Origin of the sequence: Arthrobacter alpinus, from assembly GCF_900105965.1 — a bacterium.
GTDB lineage: Bacteria > Actinomycetota > Actinomycetes > Actinomycetales > Micrococcaceae > Specibacter > Specibacter alpinus.
Genome location: NZ_FNTV01000001.1, coordinates 172,519 through 192,879 on the forward strand (window position 1 = coordinate 172,519; position 20,361 = coordinate 192,879).

Here is a 20,361-nt window from a genome sequence, read left to right on the forward strand (position 1 = left end):
TCATGTCATCGAACTCACCCAGCCACGAATCGGCCTTGGACCAAGCCAAGTTTGGTGGCGAGGGGTTCCTTGCGGACTATTTTGTGCAACTCTCCCAGGAAGACGCGGCACTTTACGACTCGGATATCCTGAACGCACGGGCCTACTCGCACCAGTTGCTGGCTATGACCCGAACTCCGGGCCAGGCCAACATGGAAATCCTAGACGAACCCGACGCCAGCATGGTTTACATCATCACCGATGACATGCCGTTTTTGGTTGACTCTGTCAGTGCGGAGTTGGTCCGACAAAACCAAGGAATCCATCTCGTCACCCACCCTGTTTTCGTCGTTTCCAGGGACAAGGCAAGCAACCGACTGACCCGGGTGACCAGGGTTCCCTCTCATGCAGGCGTGGCAAGTGGTGATACTTCGGCGATGCCGAACATTGCCCATCTCCTGGGCGACGGCGACAATGCATCCTTCCTGGAATCATGGATTGCCATTGAAATTACCAAGATCGGCGATGAGGCCAAGGCAGAACTCCTGGCCGGGCTGGACCGAGTTCTGAGCAACGTCCGCGCTGCGGTTGAGGACTGGCCGGCCATGCGGGAGAAGGCTTTGAGCCGGGCGGAAATTCTGGCAACTGTCCTTTCCGGGGAGTCTCTCGTTGACCTTCGCGAGGCAGAAGATCTGCTGCACTGGATGGAGGCCGACAACTTCACCTTCCTCGGCTACCGTGAGTACGACCTCGACAAGCGCGACGGCGAAGACGTCCTGGTCAACCGTGAAGGCAGCGGTTTGGGTATTCTCCGTGACGGCTCCAGCCACCCAACGGTGCAGCACCTCACTGTCACTGGACAACGCAAGGCACGTGAAAAGCGCGTTCTGGTCATCACCAAGGCCAACTCCCGTTCCACCGTTCACAGAGGCGCCTACCTGGACTATATCGGGGTCAAGTCCTTTGATTCCCAGGGCAATGTCAACGGCGAACAGCGTTTCATCGGCCTGTTTTCTTCGGCCGTCTACACAGGTTCGGTCCGCAATATTCCGGTGGTGCGGGAAAAGGTGAACGAGGTACTTCGGCACTTTGGCTTCCCTCCCAATTCACATTCGGGCAAGGATCTTTTTGCCGTCCTGGAGACGTACCCGCGCGATGAGTTGTTTCAGATCGAGGTCTCGGATCTGATCGAGATTGCCTCCGGCATCTTGCGCTTGGCCGAAAGGCGTCGTACCCGGTTGTTCCTGCGGCCAGATATTTATGGCAGGTTCATGTCCGCGCTGGTTTACATACCGCGAGATCGGTACACCACCGCCGTGCGTCACCGCATCGAGGAAGAGCTCATGCGAACCTTCGACGGCGTCTCGATCGACTTTGAGGCGCGCATGAGTGAATCGGCCCTGGCTAGGTTGTTCTTCCGCATCCGGCTGTCCAAAAATCACTCCTTGCCAGCCGATCTGCAGGTAGCGGAACTGGAAGAGCGCCTGGTACGGGCGGCGCGATCGTGGCCCGAAGGCATTGCTCAGGTGCTCCGGGATTCTCAGTCTCAGGATCATGCAGAAATCCTTGTGGCCAAATGGTCGGAGGCCTTTCCTGCAAGTTACCGGGTCGACTTTGAAGTTGAAGACGCGCTGGCGGATATTGCCCGTTTTGAGGACTTTGACGACAAGTACAAGACTGCGACAGCTGACGGAAAGACTCCCGGACAGTGCGCGCCAGGCATGCATGTTTACGTGCCCGCCGGGCACGGGATGGAGTTGGAGGAGGACGCACGAGTCAAGCTCTACATGGCCCACCCGAAGAGCTTGACGCAGATTTTGCCGTTCTTCCACAACCTTGGGTTGGAAGTCATCGATGAACGTCCCTTCGAAATTGAAACTGCTGACAAGCGTGACTTCTTCCTTTACGATCTTGGCCTGAAATACCCCGCTGGCGTGGATCCGCTGGCCACCGCCGGGCTTTTGGCTGAGGCGTTTGGCGCTGCGATCACGGGACTGAGCGAATCTGACAACTTTGACCGCTTGGTCTTGACAGAGGGCATGGCATGGCGCCAGATTGTCATTCTGCGTGCCTACGCCAAGTACATGCGCCAGATGGGCAACACAAACTCTTTCGGCTTCATTGCCAACACCTTGCTGCAGAACGTTGCGGTCACGCGAGGCCTCGTTGAGCTGTTTGAGGCTCGCTTTGACCCGTCGGTTGGCGATTCTGCACGCCCCGCACTCTTGGCGGATGTTCAGCTGAGACTCAATGAGGCGCTGGAAAACGTCCCAACCCTGGACGCCGACCGAATTTTGCGTACCTTCGCGAATCTGGTGGATTCAACGTTGCGAACCAACCATTACCGCGGCCGCGAATTCCTCAGCCTGAAGCTGAACCCGGCCGGAATCGTGGGCCTGCCGGCACCGGTCCCAATGTTTGAAATTTGGGTCTACTCTCCGTGTGTTGAGGGCACGCATCTGCGGTTTGGCAAGGTTGCTCGCGGCGGTCTTCGGTGGTCGGACCGACGCGAAGACTTCCGCACGGAAGTGCTTGGACTAGTCAAGGCACAAACGGTCAAGAATGCAGTGATTGTTCCAACCGGAGCCAAGGGCGGGTTCTTCCCCAAGGCACTTCCGAACCCCGCCGTTGACCGCGGCGCCTGGATGGCCGAGGGGCAGGCGAGTTACAAGACGTTCATCAGGGGACTGCTGGATGTCACGGACAACCTCGTTGCCACCCCCGATGGTGAGGTGGTGGTGCCACCGGAAAATGTGGTGCGGCACGATGCTGATGACACATACCTTGTGGTTGCTGCAGATAAGGGGACGGCGTCCTTCTCCGACACTGCCAATGCGATCTCGGCCGAGTATGGCTTCTGGTTGGGCGATGCTTTCGCGTCCGGCGGTTCGGTGGGGTATGACCACAAGGTCATGGGCATTACCGCTCGCGGCGCGTGGGAGTCCGTGAAGCGCCACTTTAGCGAGTTCGACGTCGACACGCAGACGCAGGAGTTCACGGCGGTTGGTGTGGGGGACATGTCCGGGGACGTGTTCGGCAATGGCCTGCTGAGGACCCGTCACGTGCGGCTGGTTGCGGCCTTCGACCACCGGGATATTTTCCTTGACCCGAACCCGGTTGCCGGCCCGGCATTTGACGAGCGGCAGCGGTTGTATGATCTGCCGCGTTCGTCCTGGCAGGACTACAACCAGGACCTCATTAGCCGCGGTGGTGGCGTTTTTTCGCGATCATTGAAGTCGATTCCGATCTCTCCCGAAGTGGGATTGGCGTTGGGGCTGCCCGAGGGCACCGTGAAGCTCAGCCCGCCGGAACTGCTCAAGGCTGTGCTGCTGGCGCCGACGGATCTGTTGTACAACGGCGGTATTGGCACCTACATCAAGGCGCGCTCGGAAAGTAACCTCGCGGTAGGGGACAAGGCCAACGATTCCATCCGCGTCGACGGCGCCGACCTGCGCGTGAAGGTTATTGGCGAGGGTGGAAACCTGGGAATGACTCAGCGCGGACGCGTGGAAGCCGCGCTTAACGGTGTCATTGTGAACACCGATGCCATCGATAATTCTGCCGGCGTGGACTGTTCAGACCACGAGGTCAACATCAAGATCTTTGTTGACCGCATGGTGGCCGCAGGCAAGCTGGACGCCGGTGAACGAACCGAATTTTTGATGTCCATGACCGATGAAATCGGGCACCTGGTTCTAGAGGACAACATTGAGCAGAACATTCTCCTGCTCAATGACCGGCAGCACGTGGTGGAGTGGACTCCCAGCCATGAACGATTCATGGATTGGTTGGAAGAACATGCCGATCTGAACCGTGAACTTGAAGCGCTCCCCAGCAACACTGAACTGCAGGAACGTGTGGCTGCAGGCCAAGGGCTCACATCCCCGGAACTATCCGTTCTGCTGGCCTACGCCAAGATGGAATTGGCCAAGGTTCTCAGCAGTAGTGATTTGGCCAGCGACCCCTGGTTCAAGGCAACACTGCGGAGCTACTTCCCGGCAGCCGTCGCCCAGCGCTTTGACGAAGAGCTCGACACACATCCGCTGCGCAAGGAGATCATTGCAACGGTCGTAGCCAATGACATGGTTAACCTGGGCGGAATCACCTTTGCCTTCAGGGCCATGGAGGAGTCTTCGGCAAGCGAGGTCACCATTGCCAAGGCATTCATAGCACTGCACGAGATCTTCGATTTCGCATCCATGCGGTCGGCACTGCGAGAACTGCCGCCGTCGTTCCCCACCGAACAGTGGTGCCAGGTACACCTGGATATGCGTCGACTGTTGGACCGCGCCGTACGGTGGCTTGTCAATGAAGGCATCGGCAACCAGAGCGTTGAAGACGTCATCAACCGCTTCAAGCCGGTTGTGAGTACATTGGGCACTCGCATGGGTGATTTCTTCCAGGGCGTCGATGTGGCTCGCGTTGCCACGTGGTACAGCCGGGCCACGGCCTTCAATATGCCGTTGACGCTGGGACACCGCTGGGCCGAGATGTATGAAACATACCCGCTCCTGGACATCGCCGTGGTTAGCGAATCACTGAAAGAGACGCAAAGTGATGTGGCAAGCGTGTACTACGCGCTATACGACCGCTACGGAGTAGATGCACTTCTTGAACGCATCACGGCGTTGCCCCGCAACGACCGGTGGCAGGCCCTGGCACGGGCTGCGCTGCGCGACGACCTCTACGCGACCACGGCGGACATGACTCGCAATGTCATGGACAGCACCGAAGCAGGCGGCGATCCAATGGATCGGATCATGGCGTGGGAGCTGGCGAACCAGGAGCAGCTCACACGCGCTGTCAAGATGTTTGCCGAGGTCAATGAGCTTGAACGAGACGACATGGCCTCTTTGTCGGTAGCATTGAGGCTCTTGCGTTCAATCGTGCGGCGTTAAAGCGTTACGGCAATTGTGCGGTTGCGGCATAAAAGCTGCAACTATTGTGGTTGGTGCCTGCCGAGGTTCGGCGGGCACCGCCACCCATCTTTTAAGGAGCCCCATGGCAATCTTTGGCGACATGATTCGGGAACGGTCAGGATTGGGCCCGGGCGACGCCGAATGGCTGCACCTGCTGGTGGGGGATTGGCAGATGATCGCTGATCTTTCCTTTGCTGACCTGGTCCTATGGTTCCCCACCGCCGAGGATGACGGCTTCGTGGCCATCGCGCACGTGCGTCCGTCCACGTCCCACACCATGTTCCATGCGGATTTTGTGGGGGAGCGGATCCAGCCCGAACTTGAGCCGCTTGTGGAGATGGCTTGGAAGAGCCAGAACATTGAGCGTTCGCATGAAACCAAGATCTGGAACACGGACATGGCTATGCGGGTTGAAGCCATTCCCATGGTTCGCAACGGGGCCACGCTGGCCGTCATCACCACTCATATGGATCTCTCCAGTTCACGGATGCCCTCGCGGCTGGAGCTGACCTACCGTCAGTGTGCCTTTGACTTGTTGAAAATGGGCACCTTGGGGCTCTGGCCTGACTTTGCTTCCCCCACAGGGTCGCGCCGTGGTGCACCCCGTGTTGGCGACGGGCTGTTGCGGTTGGACGTTGACGGGATCGTTCAGTACGCCAGTCCAAACGGTGTCTCCGCGTTCCGGCGCCTGGGCGACGGCGAGTCTCTGGAAGGCCGCTCGCTGGCCGAGCTCACTACGCGGCTCCTCAAGGATCGCCGCATGGTGGATGAATCACTGCCCCTGGTGGTGACCGGCCGGATGCCGTGGCGCACCGAAATTGAATCACGGGGCGTTAGCTTGTCGCTGCGCGCCATCCCGTTGCGCGACAGCACCGAGCGATTTGGCGCGTTGGTTCTTTGCCGCGATGTGTCTGAGCTCCGTCGCCGGGAACAAGAACTGGTCACCAAGGATGCAACCATTCGCGAGATCCACCACCGTGTGAAGAACAACCTTCAAACGGTAGCGGCGTTGCTTCGGATGCAATCGCGCCGAATGCACAGTGAGGAAGGCAAGCTCGGGCTCGAGCAGGCCATGCGCCGTGTGGCAACGATTGCCTTGGTTCACGAAACACTGTCCCAGGGCCTGGCCCAGAATGTTGACTTCGATGAGTTGATTGACCGGCAATTCCGTCTTTCGGCCGAGGTGGCTTCCCCCTCGCAGCGGGTACGCACAGAAAAGGAAGGTGCCTTTGAAGAGTTGCCCAGCGACTTCGCAACCCCACTGGCCCTGGTGATTAACGAATTGGTGACCAACGCCGTCGAGCATGGTTTGCAGGATCGTGAGGGAACAGTTTGGCTGACAGCCAACCGGTTCAAGACTGCCGCCGGCGATGACGCGTTGACTGTTCGGATCGCTGACGACGGCGTGGGGCTGCCCGAGGGTCACATTGCCGAAGGATTGGGATTGCAGATTGTGCGGACGCTAGTCACGAGTGAATTGGGCGGCACGATTGATTGGTCACCACGGGAGGGCGGCGGCACAGTGGTGGAGTTGCAGATGACGCTGATCAGCCGGAATTAGCCCCTCATGGTTAGACAACAAAGGTCTCAACAAACTCGGCAATCGAGATTGTTGAGACCTTTGTGAATCAGGAGCTGATTAGCTGGCGCGGCGGGCGCGAGCTGCACGGCGCTTCATGGCGCGGCGCTCGTCTTCGCTCAAGCCACCCCAGACGCCTGCATCCTGTCCTGATTCGATGGCCCACTTCAAGCAGGTATCGATCACGGGGCAGCGACGGCAAACGCTCTTCGCTTCCTCGATTTGCAGAAGGGCAGGGCCGGTGTTTCCCACAGGGAAGAACAATTCCGGGTCCTTATCAAGGCAGGCTGCGCGACTACGCCAGTCCATGCTGATCACTCACTCCTTAGTAAAACAAATGACATCTTGTGAAATTTTTCACTTTGTGCCACATAAGAAAAGGCCCTGTTTGGGCCCCTTTTGGTCATTGAGTTAAGCGTGTCATGTTAACTCTGTGTAAACAAGGGGTAAGGATGGAATTATTAGCGTATAACCATGAGCGATACATCACAATGGTTCGCTGCCATATGACTGCTATGCAGCAATTTCCGATAGGGTGCTGATGTGCACAAGGAACCCGATAACTCCACTGATACGCCCCAGCCTAAGAAACCCCATCCAGTCGCCGAAGGGGTCGACGTGACCGTTACGTTGGATGCGTTGCGCCGGCCACTTGGGGTCTATGTTGTCTCGGGCGTTGTTGGTCTTGAGGCACTTGCCTTAGGAATCGTGGCGGTGTGGGCCATCGTCTCGGCCGTTGCCGCGCCGATGTTTTCGGCTGCCAGCGGGATCTTCCTTATCATCCTCATTGCCGCTTTGGCAGCTGGTCTGGCGGCAGTGGCCATCAATGTGTTCAAGGGCATGCGCTGGACGCGATCGGCGGCCTTTGTTTGGCAATTGCTCATGGTGGCGTTGGCCGTTCCTGCTTTGCTTGAGGGCAACGTCCTGTTGGGTCTGGTGATGCTCCTCCCTGCAGTGGCGGCAGCCTACTATCTCTTCACCCCCACAGTTGTGGCATATTCGCAGCGAACCGGCAGTGATAGTGGCGGTACAGGAACAGCAGTGCTGTAGTTCAGTCTTTCGTTCTGCCACGGAGGTTCCCTTCATGGCGGCACGTTGGTTCCCTTCACCTAGATTGGGCACCTTTCCGTCTGGTAGGCCTCGGTCAAAGGGAATTGAAACCACACACGGCTGCCGCGGTTAAGCAGAACACCACGTCCCGGCGGCTCCGCGCCCATCGTGTCCAAGCGCACCCCGAAGAGGTCGGCGTCGGCTGGGCGTTGTGGCGCCAGGACAATGCCTTGCTGTGCCGCCCGGAGCCCCCACTCAAGAGGGAGTGTTGACAGGCCCGGTCCGGGGTACGGGAATGCGGCCACAAGAACTGCTCCCGAAGCCAGCGCTCGAGTTGCTCTGTCCAACACAGGGTCCGGTGCCGCTGTCGCATCGTCAAGGTAAACAATTTGAGCCGGCTCGCCTTCACCCGAGGCCAACTCGTGGCCGTTTAGTATTTCCATTGCCTGAAGGAAACAAGATTTCCCGGATCCAGGTAGCCCAACGACGGGCAGAACAGTTCCTGCGGTGACGGCGATTCTTACTAATTGTTCTCCGTCACCACCAAGGCCCACAAGAAGTGACGGCGGCCTGTTGCGGCCCGGCGCGGCGCTTGTCTCTGGGATTTGACCGGTGGACCGATGTGGGCCGCACTTCATGAAATCTTGGAGTTGGGCCATGCTGAGGCTGCGTGCCAATGGTCTGACCCTGAGGACGCCTTCGGCGCGGCTTCCTGCCATGGTGGGGTTAGCCGTTACGGCCAGGTCCAGCCTTCCGAGTTGTGCAACGTGCATGGCCCCTGAGTCTTCTTGACGTGACAGGGATTGGCGTGGCGCACTCTGAAGCGACTGGTGCTGTCCAGATGCGAGCTGGGTATCGATGGGCCCGGCAATGGCCGCCCGCCCTGGGACGGGGGTGAAGTGGGGTAGACGCGGCCAGAGCATGGTGGATTCGCTGCTGCTGCCGTGGGTGAGATAGATCCTGTTGGGAATGGAGGCCAAAAAGGGAGCTGTGATCAGTTCCCGCGCTCCTGAGATCATCACAGCAAGGTTCTCCTTGCCGAATCTGATCAGCTCAGCGACGGCATCCTCTGCATCGTGCCACGGACTCGAGCGAAAAGCCGTTGCCCAACGGCCCCAATCGGAAATGCCCAAGACAAAGCTGCGGTCAGGGTGAGACCGGACGGTCTCAGCCAGTCTTTGGACCAGGTGGGCGGCAGGCCGCAGATCCTCTGGCGTTATGTAGGCACCCGCGAATTCGCTGGCGGAGCTGATCTTCAGGGACCCATCCCCGTCCAGGAGATAGAGCAGTCTAGTGCCCAAGCTGGTCGACTCGGAGTTGGCTGAAAGCAGCTGCCACGCCAGCAAGGCCATGGCGTTGGCGGTTTCTGATGGAGTTCCGAACAGGGCGATATGGGAGTGGGTCCCGGGGTTCCACCGAAGCGGCCGCAGGCATTGTTCTTGGGGGACATCCACCGTGCCCAACCTCACCTCACCCGCGGCATTCCCACCAGCTTCCCCATTCACGGACGTGTTACCGAGGAGTTCTCCCTCTGCAGGCAGCTCAGGCGCCACAACGGCTGGAGCACTCGGCGACAGGCCGCATGATGCAGCGTCGCGCCAACTCTGGATGAGGAGGTTCGCGACCGCAGTGGCATCGCTTTCAAGGAAATCCTTCAGCACATCCGCACTCAGTTCGCCGGTCAATCGTTCCGTAGTGAGCTCGACAGTGGGCACCACCTCCTCAGCTTTAGGCGGTAATCGCAACGTAGCGCTTTGGAACTCTTCAGGAGGCGATCCAGCCCTACTGAAAAAGGCGCGGCCAGGCGTACCAACGCTGATGTTTTCGGCAACGCCAGTGCCGATGACGTCCGTTGAATCGAAGGCGGACTGCACTCGCAAACAGATGGAGCTCGTGACGTTGGCCCGGATATCGGCGTTCACGGCCCCTTGCGGACGTTGGGTGGCCAGAACCAGATGGATTCCTAGGGACCGGCCCACCGCAGCGATGCGCATCAACTCGGCCATGGCATCGGGAAACTGATCCACCAAGACCCTGAATTCGTCAACGACAATGATGAGGTGGGTCATCGAATGACAGCCGGGTGAAGGCCCAGAAGGACCGATCATCTTTCGGAATGCCTGGCTGTCCGTGGCCTCCACGCTGGCCAGAGCGCTCTCGCGGCGTCGGATCTCCGCTCGTAGGGAGGTCAGAGTTCGATCCATGCCGTGCCCGCCGAGATCGGTGATAAGCGAGGTGGTGTGGGGCAATTTGGCCCAGGACGCCCAGTCCCGCACCACCCTTGAAGTCGATGAGCACAAATTGGAGATCGGCGGGGGAGTGCGCAGCGGCGAGACTGCCCACAAGCGTGCGCAGGATCTCTGACTTGCCGGAGCCTGTGGTTCCTCCAATGAGGAGGTGTGGCCCATCTCGCAAGAAATCAAACATGACAGGACCAGTGGCCGACACTCCCAATTGAACCGGACGCAGTGGTCCTCGGGTGTTTTGGTGCCACTCGTGCACTATGGCGGATATGGAACTTTTTTCCGGCAGGGGAAGCGTGTTGAAGTGCATGGTGCGGGCAGGAGCGGCTTCTGAGGAGGTGCTGACGCTGCTTTGCAATGCCCGACGGCGGGCATAGTCGTCAAACACGGAGGCAGGGACACCATCAGGAACAAAGCCCAGCCCGTTGAAGGTTCCGAGTATCTGATTCCCTGCGGCCCACAGCGTTACCATCGTCGTTGCAGTTCCGCCAGGGGTGTTCGTAGCGTCAATGACCCCGTTGGCCGCAGACGTGCCTGCCCTCATTGATCCTGACGGATTGGTGGCGAGGGGAACGGATTCGTTGCTGCTACTCTCTGGCGGATTTGGGCGTCGCAGCGAGAAATGAATGGCCCGAAGGCCGGGCAGGGAAGCCGCGAGGCTGGATACGGGCTCGTTGACGGCCACGAGTACGACGCCGGGGGTGGTGTCATCGGCTCTCTGTAGATGTTGTGCGATGGTACTCGAGGCTGCTGCTGCCGACGATACCAATACTGTGTGGGGCAGAAATCTTGCCGCCAAGGGTATGGCGTCCGCGGGCCCCAGCAAAACTACAGGAACGCGAGCAGCGTCCAGCTGCATGAGAACAAAGTGGAGCAAGGCAAGGACGGGCGTGGACGGACCACTGATGGTGGTGGGCACACATCCCAACAAACTTGCCAGGGGCAGTGATGGCAACGCCGGGGGGATGAACGATGCATCATCTGGCGCAACGGAAAGAGCCGCAGCTTGTGTCCCCGTGCCCAGACGTATGGCGAGGCCGGATGAGGGTCGCGCTGCCACAGGATGCCAACTCGGTGGATTGTCCGCGTTGGAGCGTGTCGCGAGCAGCAATGATGCCGCATCGGGAAAGGTTGACGCTCGCCGTTGCCAGTCGTGGCCTACCGCGGCAGAGACAGCAGCACGGAATGCCTTCCTCCGCTTCGAACCGCCCACCAGGGGTATGAGCACAGTCACGGCGCCCATGGCGGAAAACGCAAGGAACATCCACGAGCCCGTGAGCAACGCCAGCCCAACCCCCAATACCAAGGGCAATGTCCCAGCGATGATCATGGCCATGCGGTTGCGCACGGAGCCGGAATCACACTTAACCATCAGAGGCTCCAACGCTGCAGGATCAAGGAGACCCATCGTGCCGTCGGGACGACGAACTGCCTGTACCAAACCGGCAACCGGCAGCCGGAGGTCCAAGACAGTGGATCCGCAGTGAATCTCTTCCCCCACCACAAGAACTTTTGTGCCCTTGAATGGTTCGGCGTCCGCCGATGGGGAATTCTCCGCATGGCGAACCCTAAAACCGGTGGATCCTTGTGCCTGAGCCAGGGTGATGTGTTGGGAGCCAACACACAAAGTGCCGTGGAGTCTGGAAAGGGCTGGGTCGGGAACCCTAATGCTGCATCTCCCTCGCCCAAGGATGTAGTTGCCACGGTGCAGGGCAAACACAGTGCCGGCCCCCGGCCCCGCACTAATGCACAAGAAGGCAGCGATGCCCTCGGGAAAACCAAGGGCATTGCTTCCAGAGGGGGCGGCTTCGGGCTGTTCCCCATCCCGTTTGCCGGATGGGGAAATGTCCGGCCTCGCCACGAGAACCGCTCCATTGATCAGAGGTGCTGTACCCGCTTGTAAGTGGTCGAGTCTTTCGCCGCCGACAAAAAAGCAGCAGTCCGCCCAGCGCTCAGCCAAGACATGGTGAAGTGAGCGTCCAGAACAGGCAGAAGCTTGCGCTCCGGAGTTCCACATAATAGAGAGCTCCGTAGGCGGAAAAGGCTCAACACCAATCCCGGGCACTACCGTTATCTCTAATAACATGGCACCTCCTGCCCCCGACTTCTAGCTATTTCACGAGCCTAGGCGCGCCGAGGAAGCTGGTGAGTGCCGGCGTCGTACTTTGTGGGAAAGCAGCTAGGCAGGCAGCAGTGTGGAGGAACGTTTAGGCCGAAAGGCTGTGAGGGCGGCCACGTGGGAACTTGCCATCGATAACGTTCAGGTAACCTAAGGATGTAAACCATGGCATTTTTGTGCCCGCTTATCGCTACCAAGCACCGCAGGAGAGTTTGTGAACGCTGACCTAGTTGTCGTCGGTTCGGGTTTCTTTGGCCTAACCATTGCAGAACGTGCCGCCACCGAATTGGGCCTGAAGGTGGCCGTCATTGATCGCCGCCACCACATCGGCGGCAACGCCTACAGCGAGAACGAGGCACAGACGGGCATCGAGGTGCACCGTTACGGGGCGCACCTGTTCCACACCTCAAATGAGCGTGTCTGGGAGTATGTGAACCGCTTTACAAAGTTCACCAATTACCAGCACAAGGTGTACACCGCCCACAAGGGTGAGGTGTACCAAATGCCCATCAACCTGGGTACCATCAACCAGTTCTTCCGTTCAGCCATGGGCCCGGCTGAGGCGCGTGCGCTGATCCAGGAGCAGGCGGGCGAGCTCGCCGGCACCGATCCGGCCAACCTGAATGACAAGGGTATCCAGCTCATTGGCCGCCCCCTGTACGAGGCTTTCATCAAGCACTACACGGGCAAGCAGTGGCAGACGGATCCCAAGGACCTGCCGGCCGAGATCATCTCCCGGCTGCCTGTCCGCTACAACTACGACAACCGTTACTTCAACGACACCCACGAGGGTCTGCCGGTTGACGGTTACACCGCCTGGATCGAGCGCATGGCGGACCACCCCAACATCGAAGTTGTCTTGAACACGGACTTCTTTGACGACGGCGAGTACTCCCGCAAGGCCGTCACCGGCCAGGTTCCGGTTATTTACACCGGCGCCGTGGACCGTTACTTTGACTACGCCGAGGGCGACCTGTCCTGGCGCACCATCGATCTGGAGCAGGAAGTGCTGCCGATCGAGGATTACCAGGGCTGCGCCGTCATGAACTACCCGGATGAAGAGCAGAAGTTTACGCGCATCCACGAGTTCCGCCACTTCCACCCGGAGCGCGAATACACCAAGGACGCCACGGTCATCATGCGCGAGTTCTCGCGCTTCGCCGAGAAGGGCGACGAGCCGTACTACCCCGTCAACACCAGCGATGACCGCAGCAAGCTGCTGGCCTACCGCGACCTGGCTCGCGGCGAGAACAACGTACTCTTCGGCGGCCGCCTCGGCACCTACAAGTACCTTGACATGCACATGGCCATCGGTTCTGCGCTGAACATGTACGACAACAAGATCAAGCCGCACTTCACCGGCGGTGCGAAGCTGCAAAGCGGAGGAGTTGACGCGTGAGCGTAACTGAGAATTTGGAAAGCACGACGGCGGCACCTGATGCACTGCAGTGGCGAACCCTCCAACGAGTGATCCTGCCGAAGCAGAGCCAAATGGACACGGCTCCGCTGTACATGGACACAGGCAGCGCCACAGGTGTGCAGCTGCCGACGATTGGCGGAGGACGCACAGACACTCCAGCCCAACGCCTGAGCGGGCCTTCGAAGGAAGTCCACGTTGAGGATTTCTTGTCTCGTTACTCAACGGCTGTGCGCCCTGGAGAACGAGTCTCATTCGGCACGTACTTCAATGCGTTCCCTGCCAGCTACTGGCGTCGCTGGACAACCGTTGACAGTGTTCGCCTGTCAGTGGAGACATCCGGCACGGGCTCAGTCATTGTGTACAAGTCCAACGCGCGAGGAGCTTTGCAACGCGTCGATTCGGTGCGGGTAGATGGCGATGCGGTCAGTAACTTTGACCTGACGCTGAAGCCCTTTGGTGACGGTGGATGGTACTGGTTCGATCTTGTTGCGGGATCATCACCGGTAGTGATGAGGTCCGCGGAGTGGCAGTCTGAAGGCGAAGCCAAGACGCCCGGTGCCATCACCCTTGAAATCACCACGCTGAACAAGACAGATTTCTGCATTAATAACTTGCGCCTGCTCGCCGAGAACCCTCAGGCGTTGGAACATGTCAAAGAACTAATCTTGGTGGATCAGGGAACCCAGAAGGTAGCCGACGCCGACGGATTTGATGAAGTTGCGAAAGCACTCGCGGGAAAACTGCGCATCATTGACCAAGACAACCTTGGTGGTTCTGGCGGATTTGCCCGCGGAATGTACGAAGCCGTGGAAAACGGCAGCGACTACGCACTCCTGATGGATGACGACGTGGTGGTGGAACCCGAAAGCATCATTCGCTTGTTGACCTTCGCTGACCTGTGCAAGACGCCAACAATCGTTGGTGGGCACATGTTCGACCTGTACAACCGCACGGTCCTGCACACCTTTGGCGAGATTGTGAACCCTTACTCGTTCCAGCCGGACCTGCCCAGCGACGAGATGACACTGGGACACGATTTCCTCAGTTCCAACCTGCGTCAAACCGGTTGGCTGCACCGCCGCGCCGATGTTGACTACAACGGGTGGTGGATGTGCATGATTCCCACCAAAATCATCCGTGAAATCGGCCTGTCACTTCCTGTTTTCATCAAGTGGGACGATGCCGAGTATGGCTTGCGCGCCAAGGCTGCAGGATACCCGACAGTTTCCATGCCGGGTGCTGCCGTTTGGCACGTCTCCTGGATCGACAAGGATGACCTCGTAGGTTGGCAGGCCTACTTCCATGCACGGAATCGCTTTATCGCAGCATTGATCCACAGCCCTTACGAGTTTGGCGGCAAGGTCGTTCGCCAGTCCTACTCGTACGACGTCAAGCATCTGGTGTCGATGCAGTACGGCACGGCACAAGGCCGCATTATGGCCCTGCGCGACTTGCTTGCCGGCCCGGACCAGCTCCACGGCCTGTTGCCGAGCAAACTACCTGAGATTCGTTCCATGATGAATGAATACTCAGACTCGCAGTTCTCCTCGGATCCCGATTCCTATCCCGCCCCGAAGATGGACAAGCCCCCGAAACATGGCCATGGTGTCCGCCCGCCGTCCTATGTTGGGTTGCTGCCCTGGGCTGCTAAGACAGTTGTCCGCCAGCTTTCCTCGCCGGTGGCTGACTCCAGCAAGGATAGGCCGCAGGCCAACGTTGCACACCAGGACAACCGCTGGTGGCGCATGTCACAGTTTGATTCGGCTGTGGTTTCCAATGCCGAGGGTACCGGTGCGTCTTGGTACAAGCGGGATCCCAAGCAACTGCGCAGGATGATGGCCGAAAGCGCCCAGCTCCATGCGGCACTGTTGAAGGACTGGCAAAAGCTCAGCATCCAATACAAAAAAGCACTGACAGAAATTACATCCATTGCAGCCTGGGAAAAGACTTTCGCGGCGCACAGTGAGCAGATCGAGAAATAACCCCAGATGACGCAAACGAACAGTGAGCTGGTCCGCCCCGGAGTTAGCGGCGGACTGGCAGACGTGGTGCGGGCTCGGTTCCTGTTAAGGCTTTTGGTCCGCAAGGAACTGAAAGTCCGTTATCGCGGATCTGTTTTGGGCTTGTTGTGGTCCTATGTAAAGCCCGGAGTTCAGTTCGTGGTTTTCTACGTAGCACTTGGCGTTTTCCTTGGTCTGGAACAAAGCCCGACGAACAGGGGTGGGCTGCCTAACTACGCCATTTACCTGTTTTCCGGCATTGTCCTCATCAACTTTTTCACCGAGGCCCTGGGAAATGCATCCAGGTCGATTGTTGGAAATGGTGGGTTGATTAAGAAGATCTATTTGCCCCGACAACTTTTTCCGGTCGCATCCGTATGGGTTTCGGCAGTGCATTTCTTCCCGCAACTAGTCATTTTGCTTGCTGCCTGTTTGTTCAGTGGCTGGCACCCGTCACTTCTTCAGTTGGCGGCTGCTGTGGCCGGCTTCATCATTGTGGCTCTTTTGGCCACGGGTCTGGGGCTGCTGTTCGGGGCGGCGAACGTTTATTTCCGTGATTCGGAGAACTTTGTCGACATGCTTTTGATGATCGCAACGTGGGCGTCCCCAGTCATGTACGCGTGGACAATGGTGCACGACAAACTTGGCGAAGCCTGGTTTACCGTCTACCAGCTAAACCCGATCACTATTGCTGTTGAAACTTTCCACTTTGCTTTCTGGCTCCCGACGACTGACGGTAGTGCCGGTATTCCGCCAAACTTGCTTTCCCTGTGGGTTCCGGTGGCACTAATTATTTCGGCAGGGATCCTGTTGTGGGGTCAGCTGACCTTCCGCAGGCTTGAAGGCCGATTCGCGCAGGAGCTTTAAGATGACTACGGCAATAGAAGTAAAAGGTATCAACAAGCAGTTCGTCTTGCGCCATTCACGTTCCATCAAGGAAGCCTTTGTTTGGTTGATCAAGGGCCGTAAAGGTGATCTGTCGGAGAAGTTTCATGCGCTCAAAGCGGTGGATCTTGACGTGAAACAAGGCGAGACCGTGGCGCTGCTGGGATTCAATGGTTCCGGAAAGTCGACCCTTCTCAAGCACATCTCCGGTGTCATGATCCCAGACAGTGGCACAGTGCGTACGCGTGGCCGTGTCGCAGGCTTGATCGAGGTTGGTGCGGGCTTCCATCAGGACCTCTCCGGACGAGACAATGTGTACCTCAACGGTGCCATTTTGGGTATGACCGAGGACCAGATCAACGAGCGCTTTCAGTCAATTGTTGATTTCGCCGAAATTGGCCAGTTCATCGATACCGAGGTGAAGTTCTATTCCTCGGGAATGTACCTGCGGCTGGCGTTTTCAGTGGCGGTTCACACAGATCCCGAAGTGTTCTTGGTTGACGAGATTCTTGCCGTTGGAGATGAACCGTTCCAGAAGAAATGCATCGCAAAAATTCAGGAATTGGCGGCGGAAGGGAAGACTCTGGTAGTAGTAAGTCACGACTTGGACCTGGTCTCGCGTATTTGTGCCCGAGGCGTCTTGTTGGATCACGGCGAAGTTAGATTTGATGGGCCAATCCATGATGCCGTCGCTAAGATGCGCGGCGAGTGAGCCAGCAGGCCACACCGGTAGTGCACAACCAGCGCCTGGACATCCAAGGGCTGAGGACTTTGGCTGTCGGACTGGTCATCGCCTACCACCTGTACCCCGGGAAGCTGCCAGGCGGATTCGTCGGCGTTGACATCTTTCTGGTCATCTCCGGTTTTCTGATCGTGGGATCGCTGGTCCGTGAACTGGCGAAAACCGGAACGGTGGGCCTTGGCTCCTTCTATGCCCGACGCATCCGCCGCCTGCTGCCGGCAAGTACCGTAGTACTGCTTGCCGTTGTTGCAGCGACAATCGTCGTTTTGCCCCAGGGCCGCTGGCAGGAAGTTGCCCGTGATGTGGTGGCCTCTGCCCTGCAAATTCAAAACTGGAATCAGGCCTTCGGATCTGCCAGCTATGAATCTGCAGGTGCCCTGGTCTCACCTGTCCAGCATTTCTGGTCGTTGGCGGTGGAGGAGCAGTTCTATCTGGTTATTCCCCTGTTGCTGGTGCTGGCCGTTGCAGGAGGGCGTTGGCTAAAGCTGGGGGCTAGGACGGCGAGTCTCTGGTTCTTGGTTGTGCTGTCCATCGCGTCGCTCATTCACTCCGTGGTCTTCTCCCTTCAGAGTCATGACATCGCCTATTTCGCCACAACCACCAGAATGTGGGAGCTGGGCCTAGGCGGAATCCTTGCACTGGTGCTGCCCGCGATCACGCTCAGTCCCATCCTCCGTTTTGTTGCAGGATGGTCAGGTGTGGCCATGATTCTTGTGAGTGCCATCGTTTTTCAGACCACAATGGCTTTTCCTGGCTTTATTGCCCTTGTGCCGGTTGTGGGCACCATCTTGATCATTGTTGCCGGTTCGCCGTCAGGCTCACGCCGGCCGGCGGGACGTCTGGGGCTGTCACATTGCCTCAGCTTGCGACCCGTCACCTATTTGGGTGACATCTCCTATTCGTTGTATCTGTGGCACTGGCCCGTCATTGTGTTCTACATCTTGATACAAGGACATGAACCGGGCCTTGCCGGCGGCGCTGTGATACTGGCCCTAAGTCTTTTGTTGGCGTCGCTGTCCTACCACCAGATTGAGCAGCGTTTCAGGTCTGCCAAGCCAGCGCCCCCGAGAGCACGGAGTTGGTCCCGCCCAACTGCCCGCAATCGCTCGGCATACGCCCTTGCAAGTGGCTTGGTCATCGTCAGCTGTGTTGCTGCTGCGGGGCCCTGGGCCGTCGTTCAAATCAAATCGCTTCAGGCCTCTGCCGCTGAGGGGTCACCAGACTACCCGGGCGCCATGGCCTTCGACCGGGAACAGCCGGCACACGTGCCAGATGGGCTTCCCATCAGCCCTGATCCTGCCGTGGCCGGCAAGGACGTCCCACTGACGTTCATGGACGGCTGCGGCAGCTACGACCCAGGCAAGTTCACCGACGCGCAGTGTTGGTACGGCAACCCGGCCGGAGACAAGAGAATTGTCCTTGTCGGTGACTCGCACGCCGGCCAATACATAGACCCGCTTGCCTCAATTGCAAACAAACACCGATGGCAGGTTCGAGCCCTGGTGCGCAATGGCTGCCCATTTTCGGCGGCACCCCCGGCAAGCGCCACCACCACCTACACAAATTGTTCAGACCAAAACAAGGTCACGCTCAAGAAAATCCTTGCCATGAAGCCTGAAAGGGTTGTTGTCGCGGGAATGGCGCCGGAGGGCTACCGGAAAGCCCTTGAATGGGGATGGCCCAGCGATTCTGCGTTGGTTGACGGTTACGTCGAGATGCTCAGGCCCATGATGGACGCAGGCATCCAGGTGAGCGTCGTGGCAGACACGCCGTACCCGGCAGTGTCTGTGCCTGACTGTGTGGCGAAAAAGGGGCCCTCCTCGGATGACTGCCAGACACGAAGAAATCCCACCGTTGACCCGCTGCGGGCTGCGGCCGAAAAAGTTGGATCAGTTCAAGTGATCGATTTCAACGGGTACCTCTGCAGGAACGACGCCTGTCCACCGGTGATCGGAAACGTCCTGGTTTTCAGGGACAACCACTTGACCACAACATTTGCAAAGACCCTTGAGACGCCGTTACAGGCCGCACTGCACCTGGATTAGCAGTCGCCGGAACAGCGAATGGACTTGTGAATCCGCCTTGGACGCTGTTGCCAGCGGATCAGCAACATAAAGAGATTAGGCTAAACACGTGAAGATCGCAGTTATTGCACTCGGCAAGATCGGCCTGCCACTGGCTGTCCAATTTGCTTCAAAGGGCCACGAAGTGGTTGGCGTCGACGTCAACAAGGCCGTCGTGGACCTGGTGAATGCGGGAACGGAGCCGTTCCCGGGAGAGTCCCATTTGCAGGAAAAGCTCTCCGAACTGGTACCTGCAGGCAAATTACGTGCGACGACGGACTACGCCGACGCTGTGCCCGGCGCTGACGCCGTGGTCCTGGTGGTGCCGCTGTTCGTGGACAAGGACGCCAACCCGGACTTCGGGTGGATGGACACGGCAACTGCCGAACTCGCCGCCCACCTGACCCCCAACACACTCGTTGCCTACGAAACCACTTTGCCTGTTGGCACCACCCGCACCCGCTGGAAGCCGGCATTGGAAGCAGGCTCCGGGCTGGTTGAAGGTAAGGACTTCCATCTGGTCTTCTCACCGGAGCGGGTGCTGACCGGTCGTGTGTTTGAAGATTTGCGCAAGTACCCCAAGCTGGTGGGTGGCCTTTCCGCGGCTGGCGCCGCCAAGGCCGTTGAATTCTACGAGGCTGTGCTGGACTTTGACGAGCGGCCAGATCTGCTGCGCGGCAACGGCGTTTGGGACCTTGGCTCAGCCGAGGCGTCCGAGCTGGCCAAGCTCGCGGAAACCACGTACCGAGACGTCAACATCGGCCTAGCCAACCAATTTGCAAGGTTCGCAGCCAAGACAGGCATTGATATTTATCAAGTCATCGATGCGTCCAACTCCCAGCCATACAGCCACATCCACCAGCCCGGCATTGCCGTTGGTGGGCACTGCATCCCCGTCTACCCTCGCCTGTACCTCTGGAATGACCCGGAGGCAACAGTGGTTCGTGCAGCTCGGGCAGCAAACGCCGACATGCCCGATTACACCATTGGCCTGTTGGAGGGTGCCTACGGTGATTTGACTGGGGCACGCGTGGTTGTCCTTGGCGCGGCCTACCGTGGAGGTGTGAAGGAGACAGCCTTCTCCGGCGTGTTCGACGCGGTGGAGTCCATCAACCGTCGCGGCGGGACTGCGATGGTTCATGACCCCATGTACACGGATGCTGAGCTAACCAAGCTCGGTTTCCTTCCCTACCACTTGGGTGAAGAAGTTGACGCGGCCGTTGTGCAGGCAGACCATGCCGAATATCGCGAACTGGCACCGGCAGATTTGCCCGGCGTGAAGGCATTTATCGATGGCCGGCGAGTCAGCTCAGTCGAGAAGTGGGACGGCGTCACCTACCGTGTCATTGGCAGGGCGTAACT

12 protein-coding genes are annotated in these 20,361 nt (G+C 58.6%); 9 read left to right on the forward strand and 3 right to left on the reverse strand.

Features of this window, described 5'->3' with window-relative positions; all coding sequences use genetic code 11:
* Positions 1-2 precede the first annotated feature (2 nt).
* Positions 3-4,877 carry an NAD-glutamate dehydrogenase gene (locus BLV41_RS00780; RefSeq protein ID WP_074709667.1) on the forward strand — a complete coding sequence of 1,625 codons (4,875 nt, stop codon included), beginning with the start codon at positions 3-5 and terminating at the stop codon, positions 4,875-4,877.
* A 103-nt stretch (positions 4,878-4,980) separates the two neighbouring features.
* A complete protein-coding gene (locus BLV41_RS00785; RefSeq protein ID WP_044572682.1) occupies positions 4,981-6,459 on the forward strand; it encodes a sensor histidine kinase in 1,479 nt (492 codons plus the stop codon).
* Between the two features lie 78 nt (positions 6,460-6,537).
* On the opposite strand, the gene BLV41_RS00790 is transcribed toward BLV41_RS00785, so the two are convergent.
* On the reverse strand, positions 6,538-6,786 hold the full coding sequence (locus BLV41_RS00790) for a WhiB family transcriptional regulator (RefSeq protein ID WP_038469266.1): 249 nt from the start codon (positions 6,784-6,786) through the stop codon (positions 6,538-6,540).
* Between the two features lie 309 nt (positions 6,787-7,095).
* Between BLV41_RS00790 and BLV41_RS00795 the strand changes: the two genes are divergently transcribed.
* A complete protein-coding gene (locus BLV41_RS00795) occupies positions 7,096-7,527 on the forward strand; it encodes a hypothetical protein (protein WP_083360521.1) in 432 nt (143 codons plus the stop codon).
* A gap of 59 nt (positions 7,528-7,586) precedes the next feature.
* Here the strand turns inward: BLV41_RS00795 and BLV41_RS00800 are convergent, their stop codons facing one another.
* Complete coding sequence (locus tag BLV41_RS00800) at positions 7,587-9,596, reverse strand: hypothetical protein (RefSeq protein ID WP_074709670.1); 2,010 nt, start codon at positions 9,594-9,596, stop codon at positions 7,587-7,589.
* Positions 9,571-11,631: an FtsK/SpoIIIE domain-containing protein gene (locus BLV41_RS00805; protein WP_074709673.1), complete on the reverse strand. Its 2,061-nt coding sequence runs from the start codon at positions 11,629-11,631 to the stop codon at positions 9,571-9,573. Before BLV41_RS00805 ends, BLV41_RS00800 begins: the two co-directional genes overlap by 26 nt.
* Before the next feature lie 472 nt (positions 11,632-12,103).
* Between BLV41_RS00805 and glf the strand changes: the two genes are divergently transcribed.
* From glf to BLV41_RS00835, 6 genes are all read left to right on the forward strand, one after another.
* Entirely contained in the window at positions 12,104-13,288 is a 1,185-nt protein-coding gene (glf, locus tag BLV41_RS00810; protein WP_044572678.1) for a UDP-galactopyranose mutase, read from the forward strand.
* Between the two features lie 92 nt (positions 13,289-13,380).
* Positions 13,381-15,291, forward strand: coding sequence for a glycosyltransferase (locus BLV41_RS00815; protein ID WP_083360887.1), 1,911 nt, complete (start codon positions 13,381-13,383; stop codon positions 15,289-15,291).
* Between the two features lie 6 nt (positions 15,292-15,297).
* The gene (locus BLV41_RS00820; RefSeq protein ID WP_074709677.1) at positions 15,298-16,176 is read left to right on the forward strand and encodes an ABC transporter permease; all 879 of its coding nucleotides are present in this window, start codon (positions 15,298-15,300) and stop codon (positions 16,174-16,176) included.
* A gap of 1 nt (position 16,177) precedes the next feature.
* On the forward strand, positions 16,178-16,906 hold the full coding sequence (locus BLV41_RS00825; protein WP_044572671.1) for an ABC transporter ATP-binding protein: 729 nt from the start codon (positions 16,178-16,180) through the stop codon (positions 16,904-16,906).
* Positions 16,903-18,981, forward strand: a complete 2,079-nt coding sequence (locus BLV41_RS00830; protein ID WP_074709679.1) for an acyltransferase family protein — start codon at positions 16,903-16,905, stop codon at positions 18,979-18,981. The genes BLV41_RS00825 and BLV41_RS00830 overlap by 4 nt, the downstream gene beginning before the upstream one ends.
* An 88-nt stretch (positions 18,982-19,069) precedes the next feature.
* Positions 19,070-20,359, forward strand: a complete 1,290-nt coding sequence (locus BLV41_RS00835; protein ID WP_044572666.1) for a nucleotide sugar dehydrogenase — start codon at positions 19,070-19,072, stop codon at positions 20,357-20,359.
* Positions 20,360-20,361: the final 2 nt, after the last annotated feature.